Annotated in this window: 13 protein-coding genes and 1 pseudogene; all 14 read right to left on the bottom strand. The window is 54.7% G+C overall.

The genetic code is table 11. The features are described from left to right. Entirely contained in the window at positions 1 to 573 is a 573-nt protein-coding gene (gene pilP, locus JFT66_RS25290; RefSeq protein WP_008437355.1) for a type IV pilus biogenesis protein PilP, read from the bottom strand. Next, positions 563 to 1894, bottom strand: a complete 1332-nt coding sequence (pilO2, locus tag JFT66_RS25285; protein ID WP_198860378.1) for a type 4b pilus protein PilO2 — start codon at positions 1892 to 1894, stop codon at positions 563 to 565. The genes pilP and pilO2 overlap by 11 nt, the downstream gene beginning before the upstream one ends. A 3-nt stretch (positions 1895 to 1897) precedes the next feature. Next, the gene (pilN, locus tag JFT66_RS25280) at positions 1898 to 3715 is read right to left on the bottom strand and encodes a PilN family type IVB pilus formation outer membrane protein (RefSeq protein ID WP_057710767.1); all 1818 of its coding nucleotides are present in this window, start codon (positions 3713 to 3715) and stop codon (positions 1898 to 1900) included. Further along, a complete protein-coding gene (pilL2, locus tag JFT66_RS25275; protein WP_057710768.1) occupies positions 3715 to 4872 on the bottom strand; it encodes a PFGI-1 class ICE element type IV pilus protein PilL2 in 1158 nt (385 codons plus the stop codon). The genes pilN and pilL2 overlap by 1 nt, the downstream gene beginning before the upstream one ends. Before the next feature lie 127 nt (positions 4873 to 4999). Further along, positions 5000 to 5518 carry a hypothetical protein gene (locus JFT66_RS25270; protein WP_197882846.1) on the bottom strand — a complete coding sequence of 173 codons (519 nt, stop codon included), beginning with the start codon at positions 5516 to 5518 and terminating at the stop codon, positions 5000 to 5002. 168 nt (positions 5519 to 5686) lie between these two features. Beyond that, positions 5687 to 7642, bottom strand: coding sequence for a DEAD/DEAH box helicase (locus tag JFT66_RS25265; protein ID WP_197882857.1), 1956 nt, complete (start codon positions 7640 to 7642; stop codon positions 5687 to 5689). Continuing rightward, the gene (locus JFT66_RS25260) at positions 7639 to 9519 is read right to left on the bottom strand and encodes a hypothetical protein (RefSeq protein WP_162524918.1); all 1881 of its coding nucleotides are present in this window, start codon (positions 9517 to 9519) and stop codon (positions 7639 to 7641) included. The genes JFT66_RS25265 and JFT66_RS25260 overlap by 4 nt, the downstream gene beginning before the upstream one ends. A gap of 110 nt (positions 9520 to 9629) precedes the next feature. Next, entirely contained in the window at positions 9630 to 11534 is a 1905-nt protein-coding gene (topA, locus tag JFT66_RS25255) for a type I DNA topoisomerase (protein WP_162524917.1), read from the bottom strand. Between the two features lie 99 nt (positions 11535 to 11633). After that, positions 11634 to 11831: a CrpP family ICE-associated protein gene (locus tag JFT66_RS25250; RefSeq protein ID WP_153838938.1), complete on the bottom strand. Its 198-nt coding sequence runs from the start codon at positions 11829 to 11831 to the stop codon at positions 11634 to 11636. A gap of 178 nt (positions 11832 to 12009) precedes the next feature. Continuing rightward, complete coding sequence (locus JFT66_RS25245) at positions 12010 to 12432, bottom strand: hypothetical protein (protein WP_153838937.1); 423 nt, start codon at positions 12430 to 12432, stop codon at positions 12010 to 12012. 110 nt (positions 12433 to 12542) lie between these two features. Further along, complete coding sequence (locus JFT66_RS25240; RefSeq protein ID WP_153838936.1) at positions 12543 to 13007, bottom strand: single-stranded DNA-binding protein; 465 nt, start codon at positions 13005 to 13007, stop codon at positions 12543 to 12545. Positions 13008 to 13022: 15 nt separating this feature from the next. Then, a complete protein-coding gene (locus JFT66_RS25235) occupies positions 13023 to 13562 on the bottom strand; it encodes a DUF3158 family protein (RefSeq protein WP_153838935.1) in 540 nt (179 codons plus the stop codon). A 4-nt stretch (positions 13563 to 13566) separates the two neighbouring features. Then, entirely contained in the window at positions 13567 to 14292 is a 726-nt protein-coding gene (locus JFT66_RS25230; protein ID WP_153838934.1) for a PFL_4669 family integrating conjugative element protein, read from the bottom strand. Then, a pseudogene (locus tag JFT66_RS29930) lies at positions 14285 to 14682 on the bottom strand (hypothetical protein); the annotation flags it as partial. The gene JFT66_RS25230 and the pseudogene JFT66_RS29930, both read right to left, overlap by 8 nt.

The raw sequence follows: 14682 nt of genomic DNA, 5'->3' as shown, positions 1-14682 counted from the left end.
TCAACGTTGGCCAGGGATCAGCCCAGGCGGCATAGGTGCTGATGGGGTAATGCTGGGGGCTGAATTGTTAACGTTGCTCAAGCTGGCCGGGGGCGTACTGGAAAAGCCGAGGGGGTAGCGCTTACCGCCACGCTCGAGGGTCACGTTTTCGACGGAGAGGATGGCCATGCGATAGCCACCGGGTAACTCCCGAGATGAGGCATCTGCGTCTACTTCAAATCCGCTGCTGTAGAGCAGAGTCGCACGCAGCCGTTTTGCTGAGCCGAATACCGCTTTCACGACAGGCAAGTCAGACTGTGTATCACTGCTGTGCGCCGAGGCTGCAGCCGGCTGTGTGAGGTTTCCTTGAGAAAAAAACACAGTTGACGGCTGCGTCGTCGCACTTTGGTCTTCGCCCTTGATCGATCTTTCGGCCTTGGCCTTCTCGGCTTTGGCATTCAACAAGATCGTCTGGCTTTGAATCTGGGCCAGCTCGCCGACGTTCACCCCAGATAGGGTGTTCTCATCTGCCCAGCTCGATGGTGCCCCTAACGCAAGGATGGAGCACAAAAAGCACAGCGCTTTATTTCGCATATAGGTCACCTATTACTGACCAGACAAGGTGGCCGGTCTCATATTTGGTTGTGATTTCGCGCAGCCGTAAGCCCTGACTGGGTGCGCCGGATAATGAGTCCAGCGGCGTAATGCCAGTGGCATAGCTCAGCTCGAATTGCTTCCATTGAGGCGGTGGGGGCGGCGGTGGCGCAGGTTGGCCCGGTATCGCTGGTTGAATGGGCACAACGACCGGCACTTCTTTCAGCACTGGGGTTTGAGTGAAGCTGTGCAGCCAAGACGACAGGTTCGCCAACATCACGATGGCGTCTTTTAGAGGCTCATCACCGGCTGCGGGTAGAGAGATGTCGAATTTCAACGTGGCCGAGTTGCCCTCGTCAAAGAAGGCCGGCCGATCAGAAAAGTGGCCCTGCGTCGCCTGTATCAGTTTGTCGGCCGTGCTATTGCCCGAGCGCTTATAGGAGGACAAAACCTGTGCGCCGTCGCAGACGGCACTCGTGAACTGCCATCCCTGAATGGACAGAGGCAACTGATAAATGACGTTGCTGCAACCCTCCAGGAAATCTGCAACAGATGGACGTTTGGCCCAAGGGTGTTCAAGCGCTTGGGGCGTCTGTTCCATACCGGATTCTTTTTGCAGTCTGGCCAACTCTGCCAGGCGTTGCTGTTCAGCCTGGAAAGCCGCCTCTTTGGCTATCTGGTCCTGATGGTTCTGCCATTGAGCCCATCCGATGATGCCGGCAGCGATCAGCACGCCAAGAACCGCCAGTTGCACCAGTTCTGCTTTGGATAGCCCAAAGACGAGTGGCCGAAGCCGATACTCGCGTTTCAGGTGCGAGGGCTTTAGTAGCTCTTCCACGTCCAGTGGTTGACCACCCATTTCGAACTCTGGGGGTAGGTACTCATGGTCGAAGTTGATGCCACGACTACGCTGTTGTACGACTCGTCGGCGCACCTCGGCACCTGTGCCGATCATGTCGCAGCCAGAGATCACCCCACCTTGATACACCGCGACGAGGGCGTACTGGTCAATGTCGCTTTCAGTTTTCCAGGCCGCGATCCATGAGTCCCCCAGCTGTCCAGCCAGGGTGGCCGCGAGCGAGTACATCCCTTTGGTGACCTCCTCGCTTCGCGCTACAAAACCTGCCTGAATAATGGCTGGTGTTCTTCGAATGGCGACAATGTCGAGGTGGTGCTCACGACCGTACTGGCGCGCTTCCTTCATGTGACCGGTGACACTGCCCAGCGGATGCCAGCGCAGACCGGTGACAAATGATTTTCCTCGATACTGGAGTACCTGGACCCGAGCAGAGCGTGCATTTTTTGAGGTTTCCGCAACCATGGCTTACCCCTTGGAACCTGTGCAATGCAGCAGTGGGGTAGGGCAAGAGCCCCAAGGCTCGTTGGCAGCAGGTGAAATCACCGCGCTGGGGCTGCCTGTGTCGCTATCAACAACAGGAGTAATCAGCACTACGAGCACGCTGTGCCCTGTGGTGCGGACACGGCTGCCGCCCAAACCGAAGAACCCTGGATCCCCCACGCCCGACTTGGTTGCGTTTTCGCTGTTCTCCTCAAAGCCAGTCAGTACGAGGGTTTGACCGCTGCGCAATTTGACCTTGGGCGACAGGTTCTTGGTGTCGTAGTCCGCTGTCTGGACACTGGAGCCGTTGCTCGTAAAAGTGGTAAACGTCGGTTTGCTGCTCATGCTCAGGGTGATCATCAGCAGCATGTTGTCCTGGTCGATGATTCGAGGAAGCAACATCATGTTGAAGCCGCTGGTGATGGTAGCGGGGGTGAGCGAAGTAGACGATCCAACGGAAGCCGTGGTGGTTGTCGAGCTTGATGCGACATAGCTCTTTACGTTGCCGATCTGGATTGGTGCCGGCTGCAGATTCAGCGTGGTGACCGACGGCGAGCGAACGTTTGAGATACGGCCCTGTTCTGAGAGTGCTTTTATGATTAAGTTGGAGCCAGCCCAGGGAGACTTCGACGTGTCCAAAATACTCAGGGAGCCCGAAACCGCACCCGTGCTTATGCCGGTGGTGGCATTTTTCAGGGAGAAGCCCCATTTGTTGCTCAGGGACGTATAGACAGCTGTCCAGTCCAGGCCAGTCTGGTCTGTGTCAGTGAGAGTTACCTCGAAGACTTTGACATTGAACAAAACCTGACGAGTGATACTGCTGTTGATCGAATTCAGGTATTTGGCAACGCTAGAAAGTACTTCTGGTCGATCACTTACCGTCAGGGTGCCAGTGGATCGGGAGAGGAACATTCGGCCTTGGGGCTGCTGGCTCAGCATCGCCTTGACGTTTTTTTCAATGTCTCCGATCAGGGACGTCTTGATGGTGACGGTGGTGCTCTGGTTGCTGCCTGATTCACCCGATGCACCTGTCGACGAAGATCCGCCACCACCGCCACCACCGGAACTGCTCCCGCTGCCTGTGGCGGTCAGCAAGCCCGACTTCACAGTGCTTTCAATGACCTGGTCATCTCCAAATGCCCAGACGTCGAACGTCTTGGTGTCGAAGTAAGTGACATGCACGCTGCGATCATCGGAGGAATAATTCCACGCTAAACCCAACTGGGAGGTCGCTTGATTCAACAACCCTGACAGCTTGCCGCTGTACTTAATGGGGAATGTGTTGGGCGCAGTCAGCCCAACCGAATTCATTGAGCGGGCGCTGCTCGGAACATTGCCGATGACGCCGGCGGGCATGAAGTTGGCCAGGTTGTCGGCAGAGCCCAAACCAGGTGGAACTGCAGGTCCTGAGTTGCCCTGGGTCGAACTGGAAAGGACACTTGGGTCGATTGCATCAGGGGCTACGATGACCGGAACACCACATTCGCTAGTGATGTACTGCGCAATCTCCGCGATCCCAACGTTATACGAAGGGCGATAGGTGATATCGCAATCCATGCTCAGCGGTAAACCACGCTTGGCGACCAGCGGTTTTTTGGATACCCATGGTTTGTCGCTGAACACCACCGTAGCGCGCGCGGACTCTTGTTGCTGATTTCTCAGAAATCGGCTGTATTGGGAGGCTGTCGCAGCGTCATTTTCAGCTCGGCCGGCTGATTCATTCACGCGCTGCAGCGAACAGGAACTCACCAGCGAGACCATGAGTGACAAGGCTGTGCCTTTGATCCAGAGACGAGCGTTCATCATTTGTTCCTCTCTGTAATAAAAATCAGCCGCTGTGATGAGCTACTGTCGACCACATCGACCAGAAAGGACCGTGGAGCGGTGTCGTACAGCGGGAAAATCGACCCGATGGCTTCTTGGAAACTGCCCTCAAATCGAAGCGGAGCGTCAATTGAGTAATCCAAATCATCGACCTGCCACATCAGTTTCCAGCCCGCTTTTTCAGCCCAGCCTTCGACGGTTTGACGAAGAGTTGAGCCAGTTGAAGCCGTCCATATCAGGGCCAGCGGCTTCGGCGCTGCTATGTCCGTCGCAACCGGCTTTGGCGCTGCAGAAGCTGCAGACGCCGCGGTGATCAGTTTCGGAGTTGAAGCGACCTTCGCATTGGCATTGCTGGACGTGGTCGAGTCCGGACTCGGAGTCGGCAAGGTAGACGTTTGTTTGGTAGAGCCGTCCTTGGTATTTACCGTAGGAGGGGCCACGGTTTTGGCTGGTGCAGCATTCGCCGCAGGTGTGGCGACAGATGCAGTTGTTGTGAAAGGCGCTGTTTGCGGAACGGCGGCGACTACTACTTGGCTGCCCGCATCGTTGTTATTGCTCTTTGCTGCGACAGGCTGTGCAGCTGTAGATGTGTTGAGCTGAGCAATCTGAGTTGATGAAGGACGTGGAGAGTCCGGGAGCTGGTAGCCGGGGCGCAGGACGTAGCACACCTGACGGTTGACCTCGTCGACCTTCACTTGCCAGGCCGGACCTGCGAGCACTTGCAGGGTGTTACGCAGAGTCATAGGGCCAAGTTTATATTGGGCTGCTGGCAGTGGTCGGGTGTAGAGGATGTTGACGTGGCCAGTGTCTGCCGAGCAAAGCGTATAGCCGGAACGGTCCACCACGTACTGCATCGCCTCACGCACATTTGGGTGCATGTTGGCTGGAATGCTGATGTCGATAATCTGAGCCATCAGGTCACGTTGGCCAGAATCTGGCAGCGTGCTGACGAGGGTGTAGCGCCCATAGCGCACTACCGGTTCTTTTTCAGGAACGGCGCCGCCGGGATAGAGGTCTGGCGTCAACATGTCCGGATTGCGACTGCTGTCGAAAGCGGGCTTGGGTGTCTGCGCCGTTTGGGTCGTGCAACTGGCGATTAACGCAAGAAGCGAGAGCGTTGTGACGTGCCTGATCATGTGCCGAGAGGCCCCCTGTAATGATAGGGGGAACGGTGACAGGCTGGTACCAGCTGCGCAGTAGGAAATAGAAAACTGCGTCTTGAGGTATTTAAGTAATCGTTACTTCCGCTGGATCAGTTATCTCTCAGGCCAAAGAAAACGAACGTTGGGCCTTAGCGAGTTGACGGTTTTTTTCAAGAAGTGCCCACATGCTTACGCAAAATGCGAAAGCCCCCGCGAGGTCCATTCCGAACTGATCGAATTGGAAAAAGCCGCGTATTTCCATTTGGCTGGCTTCCCATTGGAGTGAGACCATAACGTATGCACACGCAATGATTGCTGTGAAATGCGTAATGTAGGTGGGGCGCATTCTAGACATCAACCATCTGCGGAATTTAACTAGTGCCAAAACCCGAAAGCGTGTCTTTATGAAGCGAGTTTTGGTTACGGGCATTAGGAGGAGCACCAGCGCAACAGCTATTGCAGGAGCTGCGAATCCTGCGAGGAGGTGTTCAATCAAACTCGCATTACCAAACCCAATGATCTTAAATTTTTCCCTTATAGGGAGATCTGTTGCATAACGACTTAGGCAAGAAAGTTCTGCTCCTTGAAGAGCGATAGCTAACAATATATATAACTTTATGGGGAAAATTTTTCTTTGCATTAACTCACCGATAAAAAAGGAGGCGCCGAATCATTCTAACCCTGTAAATTGTGAAGACGTTATGGTTAAGAAAGCATTAACAAAAGCTTTTTTGGTGTGAGTCTGGAACAGCCGTTACCTTTTCGAATTGGCTGAGGCAAGCGTCAGAGGTCGTACAATCACGTCGTTTCACAAGCTCGCTGACAACTCAGATCTTGCGCTGGCGATAGCATCAGGTTCAATGAGGTCACTTGCCAACTGACGCTTATCCCGCAGCATTTGCCAGAGCATCTGGTCGATGGTGTTCTCAACAAGTGGGATTTTCACCACGACCATGCGCAATTGCCCATTCCGATAGGCCCTATCCTCTGCCTGGTCCTGCAGTCCTGGCGTCCAGGGCAGGCCCAGGAACATGACATAGTTGGCCGCAGTGAGGTTGTTGCCGGTGCCGGCAGCGGAGGTAGTGGCGGCAAAGACGCGGGTTTCTGGATCACTCTGGAATTGATCGATCGCTTTCTGCCGTTTGCCTACAGAGTCACTGCCGACAACCGTGACGCATCCGTACTCAGCTTGCTTGCACCGAGTGCGAAGTGTTCCTACTGTATCCTTGAACTCACAGAACAAGATAACTTTGTCCTCCGCGTCCAGTTCGCACAACAGATCCATGACAACCCGAACCTTCACCTGCTCGAGTAACTGACGCAGTGATCCCAACCTGGCGAGGCTAGGTCGATCTTCAAGGCGAATCTGATCGTACTGCTTGCGCTCTTCAGCAGTGAGCTCGACGGGTAACGTTTGGCGCTGTTTGCCTTTGAGCCCGGGTAAAACATCCTTGCGCCGACGAAGCATCCAATCGCCGATTGCGTCCCGCAGATTGATGCGAAAATCCTGACTGCCGGCGAACTGTTCGCAGAATTCTTTCAAGGGCAGTTTCCCAACGGGGTGGCCGGATAGCCGAAGCAGCGTGTGCAGCTCAGATTCTCGATTGAGGACTGGCGTACCCGTCAGCAGGTAGCGGTTGGGTATCTTGGCGGCAATGTCGAAGCCGTGACGTGTCCACGCGGCGGTCGGCTCTTTCAGGCGGTGTGCCTCGTCGATGATCATCACGTCAAAGTGTCCTGCATGCAGAACAAAGTCGCCCAGGCGTTCGTAGTTGGTGATAATCCATTGCGAAGAGGGATCAAAGGCTTGTTGGCCGATTGTGGCCTCGGGATACACCATCTGGATTTCGCGTTGCCAGTTGATGATCAACGTCGACAGGGTGATTACCAAGATGGGCCTATCAGCTGCTCGGATTGCAGCGGCAATGATTGCCTGGCGAGTTTTGCCCAGCCCCATGTCATCCGCAAGCAAGGCGCTTGTGCGCTGTAGCAAGTGCCGGATGCCTGCCGGTTGATGGTCCAGTAAAGAATAACCAGCCAATGCCTGGTTAATCTGTTCGGTGGTGAACCCGGTGCGCTCGATTGAGGGCACCGCGGCTAGATACACATCGGTTGAGGTGCTGTCGTCAGCCGCTTTTGCTACGCGCTCTTGGGGCGGTCCACCAAGACTGATGCGGGTGATTTCATCAGCTGGAACAACGGATCCGTCGGTCAGCAGCTCTTGCACGGTGTCGAGGATCTCGAACTGATCTTCCGACAGTCCAAGCTCCAGGATCAAGTTGCTTCGCACCACTTCCGCACCAGCGTCGATGCGCCAGGACTTGGAATGCCCTAGAAACACGCCGTGCATGCGCCTTGATACGGCGACCGCGCCAGGATGGTAGTCACCTGACAGTAGGATCCCGCCCTGAGCGAGTGGAGCTATCCGAAAGGTCAGCCCCCACGTGAATGCCTGCCGATCTGGGTCGTTTTGTGCGGCTGTGATTTTATGTGAAAACGTCTCCCAACTTTCATTGAAACGGTCCTCGGACAACTCCATCAAACGGTGGAAGAGCACATCCAGGTCATCCAGCAGCTTGCCTTTCGGTAATCGCCAATAGCGATGTTGAGGATGCTCGGCACGCCGAATATAGAAACCATTACGTTCGAGAAACAGCCGGTTCGCACCCTCAACGTATTGCATTAAGACCCCGAAGTCATAGCCGTCAAAAATGACTTTTTCGACCAAGTCCTGCCGGCGGTTCATCAGACGTGGACGACTCATGTCCTGCTCAGGCGTTGGTTGATCCATTCCGCACAGGCCTGGGCATGCAGTTTTTTCCGGTTTCGATTTGTATAGCGCGACATGGATAGTGTTTGGTCGGGCCATTCCAGGTTAATGGCGAGTTCACCCAATTTGATCTTTGCCCAAAACCATTGATAGGCCCGGTCAACCCTGGAGCCCGACTTCGGTGTGCGATTGCGGTGCCCTCTCAGTTGTATTGTCACCAGGTGTTTGGGAGTCAATTTTGGTGACGTTTCGCCCCAGGCACTTTGATCCATTTGAATTTCTGCAGAGGCCAACGATTTCCCGTTTTCGCGAACCGAAATAAGACGGCAGATGCCCCGATAAGCGCTGTAGTCGTAACCATCAATGCAATGGCCCAGCGCTCGATGTTCCGCATCAAGATCGGCGGGGCACTTCAGTTCGATAATTTGCAGCCCATTTGGACTCACGATGGTTGTGCCAGTTGAATAAAGCAGCGGCTTCCAGGGCGTTAAAGAATCTGTTTTTGTTTGTGGATCTACTGCATCTAAAGCCTCACGTATGTCTATCAACGCGCGGTGAAAGCCATTCACCAAGCTGGCGATCTGGTGATAGGAAGCAGTAGCAATGAAGCTTTTGAGTTTCTGCAGTGCTTCACCAGCAGTTGGTCCGTCGCTCTCATCAACGTTGTTAAAGAGCTCGTTCAGGTCTCGAAAGTCGTCGGCGATTTTGGACCAATTGTCGTCCGACCAATCAGTTGGACACCCTGACAGCAGCCTGTTCCAGTCCTGCGTTTGATCCAGCAGTTGATACGGGATTTTATCCAGCAGGGCGAAGAGAGTGATCCAGTGCGCTTTTTTAAGAGGACGGCGATTGCCCAGTGAGGCTCCCAGCAGCAGTCGATGCCAGGGTCCTTGTGGCCCCTCACGGCTGAGACGGGTCAATGCACTGCCGGTATCGAATACCCGCTGTTGACCCAGGTAGCGCACTGCAGTGCGCGGCGCCTGTAGCAGCCAAGCCAGTGTGTCGGAAAGGGGGAGGCCCGCGTCGGCTATGCGACCTATCAGGCACTCTTCAGCGGAAATCAAATAACGGTCCTCGCTCCAGTATGGGCGCCACCCCTGAAGTTCATCCCATGGGCAGTTCATGTATACCTGCTGCTGCCCATCCCACGGCCACGGCCATTGATCTACTAGTACCAGAAGTGGAATCAGTACAGGCTGGGCTTTTAGGGCCTGGAGGCGGCGTTTTCGGTCACCTTGAGCCAGCCAGTTATAGAGCTTGGGTGAGGGACATTGCGCTGAACGAATGGCGAATAAAAGCTCTTGGTCCAGACACTGGCAAAACTGCTTCAGCGTGCTGCCAATCTGCTTTAGGTAAAATCGGGTGCGGGGATTGAAGTACCGATTGTTGCTCGCTGTCCAATCGAAGCCGCGGCGATTAAAGCTTCCGAGATCATCAATCGATAGGGCTTTCGCCCTCTCTCCAGCCGATTTGCAGAAGGAGGTCAGTAGGACGTCTGCATACCAGCGTTTTTCAAACCTGAGCAGTAGCTGCTGGGCCACAATTGCGGTGGGTTTTCTCTTATGCACGCGGTCCTTGCTGAAGATTTTGCAGGCCTTAACCTGATGACCATCGAAGTATTGGAGGTGATCGCCGATTCTGGCCAGGACCGGCCGTGTTTGATCATCTGTAGAGGGCAGGGCTACGCACCAGCAACGAGTATGGACAGTGGAACTCAGATAGGTCTCGATGAAGGAGGTCAGCTGGGAGGTCGGTAGGTTAAATTGTAAAGCCCAGGTCTGGGCGACTTCAATTTGCCGGTCTGAGAACTTCTCCAGCTTCGGCGCTAAGATGCGCAGCCCCACCACCGATTGTCTCTTCTGTACGCTCACCCATGACCTCCTCTGCAATTTCGCAGAGGACTGTCAGGTATAGGAATGGTGGGCTTCCAGGGTTAATGAGTAACGGCGTTGTCGGTGATTTATATCGGCAATGGCAGAAGTCACAGCCCTCTGGGTTTACTGAGATCGGGTTTGCCATTCAAGTTTGGGAAACTCACCTTGCATCCATTCGATTTAAAGCCTGTACAACCCCAAAAGTCATAGCCACCGTCTCCTTTTTTCTGTCGCCTTGCGAGGGGCTGATTGCACTTGGGACAGTTGAAAGCGCCACCTGCTGTGGCTGGGCGTGGAGCGGACGCCATCGGCACACTCGGCATTCCACGTTGCTGAGACAGTTCCTCTTCCAAGCGCCTATGCAGACGTGCAACGACAGCTCCGTAGGTGTCTTGGCCCTGGGCGATTTTGTCCAAATCGCGCTCCAGCTCCCTCGTAAAATCGAGCTCCACGAAACTGAAGAACCCTTCCAGCTTCGCGATTGTTTCCTCCCCCAGCGGCGCCGGTACCAGCTTGCGGCTTTTTTCCTCGATCATTCCTTTGCTGGTGATGTTCTTCAAGATCGAGGCGAACGTACTGGGACGGCCAATACCGCGGCGCTCCATTTCCTTGATTAGACTGGCCTTGGTGTAGCGGGATGGCGGCTGGGTTTTCTTCTTCAGCAGTTCTCCGTTGTGCACAGAGAGGATCTGTTTTGGTGAGAGTGCAGGAACTGGGTTGCTCGCTGCTGCATCTTCCTCATCGTCTGTGTCATCGCCCTTGAGCAGTTTCCGCCACCCAGGATGAAAAAGGGTTTCACCAGTTGCATTGAATCGCAGAGCCTTACCATTTGGGCCAACCGCGAGCAGTTTCACAGCACGCACGTCGAATACTGCCGCTTCGATCTGGCTGGCCAGCGCCCGGACCCAAATCAACTTGTACAGGGCGAGCTCCTCGTCGTTCTCACCAGCTTTTGTATCAGCCCAATGCGTCGGGGTAATAGCGGGATGGCCTTCCTGCGCGCCTTCTGCGGCCTTGAATGTACGTCGCTCGTCGACGGTCTTCAACCCGATAGATCTAGCTACGGTTCTAATATCCTCCATGGCCTCGTCTGGCACGTTGGGATTATCCGTCCTGTGGTAGGTGATCACGCCTTGTTCATACAGTCGCTGGGCGACTTGCATGGTTTTGTCCGGGTCCCATTTCAAGGCGTTGCTGGCCGCTTGCTGTAGGGTGGAAGAGATGAAGGGCGCGGGTGGGTGGCGCTCGGCCTTGCGGTCTTCACAGGACTCGACGACGACATTACGTGTGCCGGCGACGAGTTGGGCCAGGTTGGCATCTTGAACGTAAGGGAAGTCTTTGCTCGCGAAATCCGGTACCGGTTGCCAATCTGCAAACCAGGTGGTGGCCTGATTCATATCCACAAAGTTCAGACGCACACCGAAGTGGTTGACTACCTGAAAGTTGCGGATCTCGCGCTCGCGTAAAACCACCAGGTATACGGCAGGCGATTGCACGCGGCCGGCAGAGGTGGGCTTGCCCATCAGTCGGCGTAGCTCCTGAGTCACCAGGTAACCCACCAAGCGATCAAGTACACGCCGGCATTCTTGTGACGCGACTCTGTTCAAATCGATTTGGCGAGGATTGGCTAGAGCCTCTGCGACACGCTTCAGGGTGATTTCATTGAAGGTGATGCGTTTGTAGGTTTTGACTGCCAGTACCTGCTGGATGTGCCAGCTGATGCTTTCACCTTCGCGATCCGGGTCGGTTGCGAGGTAGATTTCATCGGCCTGTTTAGCTGCGGCCTTGATGGTCCGCACGGCCTTGGCGCTCTTATCCAGGATCTCGTACACCGGTGTGTAATTTTTGCGGACGCCTGTGGTGATCATGCTGTCATCCTGCCCTCTGGCCGGCAAGTCACGTATGTGCCCACCACTGGCGACAACCAACCAGTCTTCGCCTGGGCGCAGCTTCTTCATCATTGGCTGAAGCTTTTTCAGCTTCCCAGGTGCCTCGATGATCAATAGCTTCACGGTGTGCCCCTTCTCAATTATGCAGAGAGGGACTGTCACGTCATGGCAGGTAGGGCTTCAATGGGAAATGGTCAATGCACAACGGGAGGCTTTTAGCGGCTAGAGGTTCAGCGTCAGCTGCTGTTCCTGGGCAAAGCCCTTTAGCCACGATGCGCGCATCGCAGGATGGTGGTAAGGGCAGTCATACACCCGTAGCCCTTTTCGGGCGGCGTCAGCACCGGCTGTTTGAACGGCAGTATGAGGGTTATTGAATTGCCGCCTATCTGCTGGTTTCAAAGAAGTTCGAGATTGCGCCATTGGCTATCGGTCCCCGAAGAACAGATCTATCAGACTGTAACATCACGAATAGGGCATTTTTTGCCTCAAAAACGGAAGTTTTAAACTTCTATGCTTGAGATAGCCGAATGGAAGTATGACTCAACCTAAAAGTTAACGAATGGCGCGATTTTCTGCCAACCAATTGGCGGGCTTTATGTCAATTCGTAGCGGGCTCGTCCGTCCAGTTCGCAGCTCTGATCCACGCGATGAAGTCCTGAGTGGATTGTCCGCTTTGAACACGTAGTTGTTCCAGCTTACCGTACAAGTGTTCAGTCATTTCGTCGTCGTCAAAGTCGACGTAGTATTCAGTGTCTAAGCGGAATTCATCTAGCAAGGTGTTGAGAAATCGGCGGGCTTGCCAAGTATCAAGGTCGGTTTCTCCACGGCCCCCCATCAGATATTCTCCAGTTCGCCACCCAACTGGAGCCCATGATGCTCGGTTTAGGTCCAAGGTGAGCCCGTAGTAGTCCGGAGCATTCACCTCGCTTTCATCAAAGTAAGCCCAGTAAACGCGGCCTAAAGCTGGGTGCTCTGCGCCAATGACAACGTACCCTGTTGGGTCCCTCAAAACTTCATCCATCGGCACGTCCTAATTGATAGTGGTTCCCTAATGAGGTTGGGGGAAACGATGAGCTGTTTCCCCCAACACCGACAGCTTCACGGATGGGCCGAAAAATTAAGCCCCTGTTTTCAGAATTGCGGTGGATCGGTATCTGGATACTCATCCGGGCCTGGAGCTGGCTGCGGCCGCGATTCGGGTTTGTTGGACTGTTGCGAATTCTGGTTTTGCGAAGGCGCCAGGTTCACCATGGTCACGCGGTGTGGCAGCATGCCGACTCGGCTGGCCTGAATTTTCAAAGCTTCGAATTCGCCATCGTCGTTCTTCCAACGGTCCATAACGGCGCGACCTGAAACCAGCACTCGCATACCTTTCTGAAACAGTTGCGAATAATGCTCGGCGTCCTTGTGCCACCACTCCACATTCGCCCAAAAACCGCCACGATCTTCGTAGCCGCCTTTGCCATCCGGAATCGAATTGTCAAAGTAAACATTGGCTCGCATGAGTCGACGTGGGTCTTTATTGCCGTTGGGGAATTCTTTGAATTCCGGTGCAGAACCGATATTGCCTTCCCAGCCTTGTACGGGCGTGCCCATGGTTATTCTCCGAGGTTATTGGTATTGCGTTGGGTTGTTGAGCTGCTGCAGGCGAGCGGTATACACGGCCTCTGCCTGGCCCATTTTTTCTGCGCACTCGGCGGCCTGTTTGGTGATCGAGTGCAGCAAACTCATTTGCATGTTCAAGGTGATGCGCTGCAGCTCCATCACGTAAAGATCCTGCAGCATGGATTCCGGTGTTCTTGGCGAGCCCATCATTTCTGCCCAAACCCCTACGCCCATCCTCCGATCTGTCACCAGCTGCCACCTCAAAAACTGGGTACCGGCTTGGGTGTTTTGCTCAGTCAACCGCACTGGAACAAGGGTGAATGGATACCGGCGGGCCTGGCTCAGCACTTCCTGGGCAAGAGCTTTTAAGTCCGATTCTTGAGCTCGGCAAAGATCGGCAAATTGGGTCAGCTCCCCCTTACCTTTAAAAGGCTTTAAAAGGCCCTTTAGTGAGGCAGCCTGTTGCAGTCGCTGAAAGGCTTCCTGTTGCAGTGGCCGGAAAGCGGTCTGTTGCAGCGACCCATCATTTGAGGGAATCTGGCCCATGCTCTTAACCCTCAGCGGAGTCATCGAGATGATCATCCGTCTCGGTTTGCTGCTGACCGCGGATGATCGGTGGCGCGAAATTCGAACGGCGGGTGCCTTCCAGGATGTCCTGTGGCAGCTCACCGTACCGCTCGTACATTTTGCGGGCTGCTTCAGCCTTGGCATTGTTTGCAGCGAAGTCGTCGCGGGCAGCGCCTGAGTACTTATATATCTGGGCCAGACCAAACAGTCTCCGCAGTACCGCTGCGCCTTCATCGATCCAGGTTTCCATATCGTGCCGCCCGACAAGACCAACGTGCTGGGCCAGCAGAATGCGTCTGACAATTTCGTCATAGTTCGTCAGCAGGTACACCGCCTGAAATCCCAGAGGGTTGGAGATATACAGCGGGAGGCTGACAGGCTGGATCGACAGGTTTTCGCTAATGCTGATGGCCGGAGGAAGGGAGGCCATGGCTGTGTCCAGTCGATCTTCGATGGTCTTTAACGCTTCCTTGGAATCGTTGATCTTTTCTTCGAGGAGGATCATCCACCAGTCAGAGTAGGGATCATCCTGTTGGGCGCCACGAGACATCCGATTGACGACAGTGCAGAACCCTGACAGACCGATGATGCCGGCTTTGAGGTCATTTTTAGGGCGCCCCATCCATATACGAGCGGCATGGTGAGTGTGAAGGGTGAGCTTCACATCGCTGCGCAGTGAACCGATGTTGAGCCGGAAGTTATCAGCCATGGTGCAGTGTTTCCTTGGGAAGAGGATTGACGTACCCATGCTGCAATTTGGCTATAGGAGACGCAGCATTAAATGCGTAGCCCGATGGAAGGGGATTTGTTGAGGCTTCTATATATAGGAAGAGCTGTAACTCGCCAGTGAGCTGAAGACCTCCACTGATGCCGGATCCTGTAGGGGTGTTGCGGGCCGCAACACTTACATGACTCCCACCACCGATATCGTATCCTGGCAAGGTGGTGCGGGCCGCACCACTTGCGTGTCGGCCACCACCGATGCCGGATTCTGCGAAGGTGGTGCGGGCCGCACCACTTACATGGCTGCCACCATCGATGCCGGACCCTGCTGAGGTGGTGCGGGCCGCACCACTTACATGGCTGCCACCATCGATGC

The organism is Pseudomonas sp. MF6755 (assembly GCF_016405635.1).
Taxonomy (GTDB): Bacteria; Pseudomonadota; Gammaproteobacteria; order Pseudomonadales; family Pseudomonadaceae; genus Aquipseudomonas; species Aquipseudomonas haemolytica.
This window is presented reverse-complemented; position numbering and strand designations above follow the sequence as displayed.

Bases quoted from the DNA above. Each gene is read 5' to 3' on its own strand.
- pilP (WP_008437355.1), bottom strand. From the start codon at position 573: ATGCGAAATAAAGCGCTGTGCTTTTTGTGCTCCATCCTTGCGTTAGGG.
- pilO2 (WP_198860378.1), bottom strand. From the start codon at position 1,894: ATGGTTGCGGAAACCTCAAAAAATGCACGCTCTGCTCGGGTCCAGGTA.
- pilN (WP_057710767.1), bottom strand. From the start codon at position 3,715: ATGAACGCTCGTCTCTGGATCAAAGGCACAGCCTTGTCACTCATGGTC.
- pilL2 (WP_057710768.1), bottom strand. From the start codon at position 4,872: ATGATCAGGCACGTCACAACGCTCTCGCTTCTTGCGTTAATCGCCAGT.
- JFT66_RS25270 (WP_197882846.1), bottom strand. From the start codon at position 5,518: ATGCAAAGAAAAATTTTCCCCATAAAGTTATATATATTGTTAGCTATC.
- JFT66_RS25265 (WP_197882857.1), bottom strand. From the start codon at position 7,642: ATGAGTCGTCCACGTCTGATGAACCGCCGGCAGGACTTGGTCGAAAAA.
- JFT66_RS25250 (WP_153838938.1), bottom strand. From the start codon at position 11,831: ATGGCGCAATCTCGAACTTCTTTGAAACCAGCAGATAGGCGGCAATTC.
- JFT66_RS25245 (WP_153838937.1), bottom strand. From the start codon at position 12,432: ATGGATGAAGTTTTGAGGGACCCAACAGGGTACGTTGTCATTGGCGCA.
- JFT66_RS25240 (WP_153838936.1), bottom strand. From the start codon at position 13,007: ATGGGCACGCCCGTACAAGGCTGGGAAGGCAATATCGGTTCTGCACCG.
- JFT66_RS25235 (WP_153838935.1), bottom strand. From the start codon at position 13,562: ATGGGCCAGATTCCCTCAAATGATGGGTCGCTGCAACAGACCGCTTTC.
- JFT66_RS25230 (WP_153838934.1), bottom strand. From the start codon at position 14,292: ATGGCTGATAACTTCCGGCTCAACATCGGTTCACTGCGCAGCGATGTG.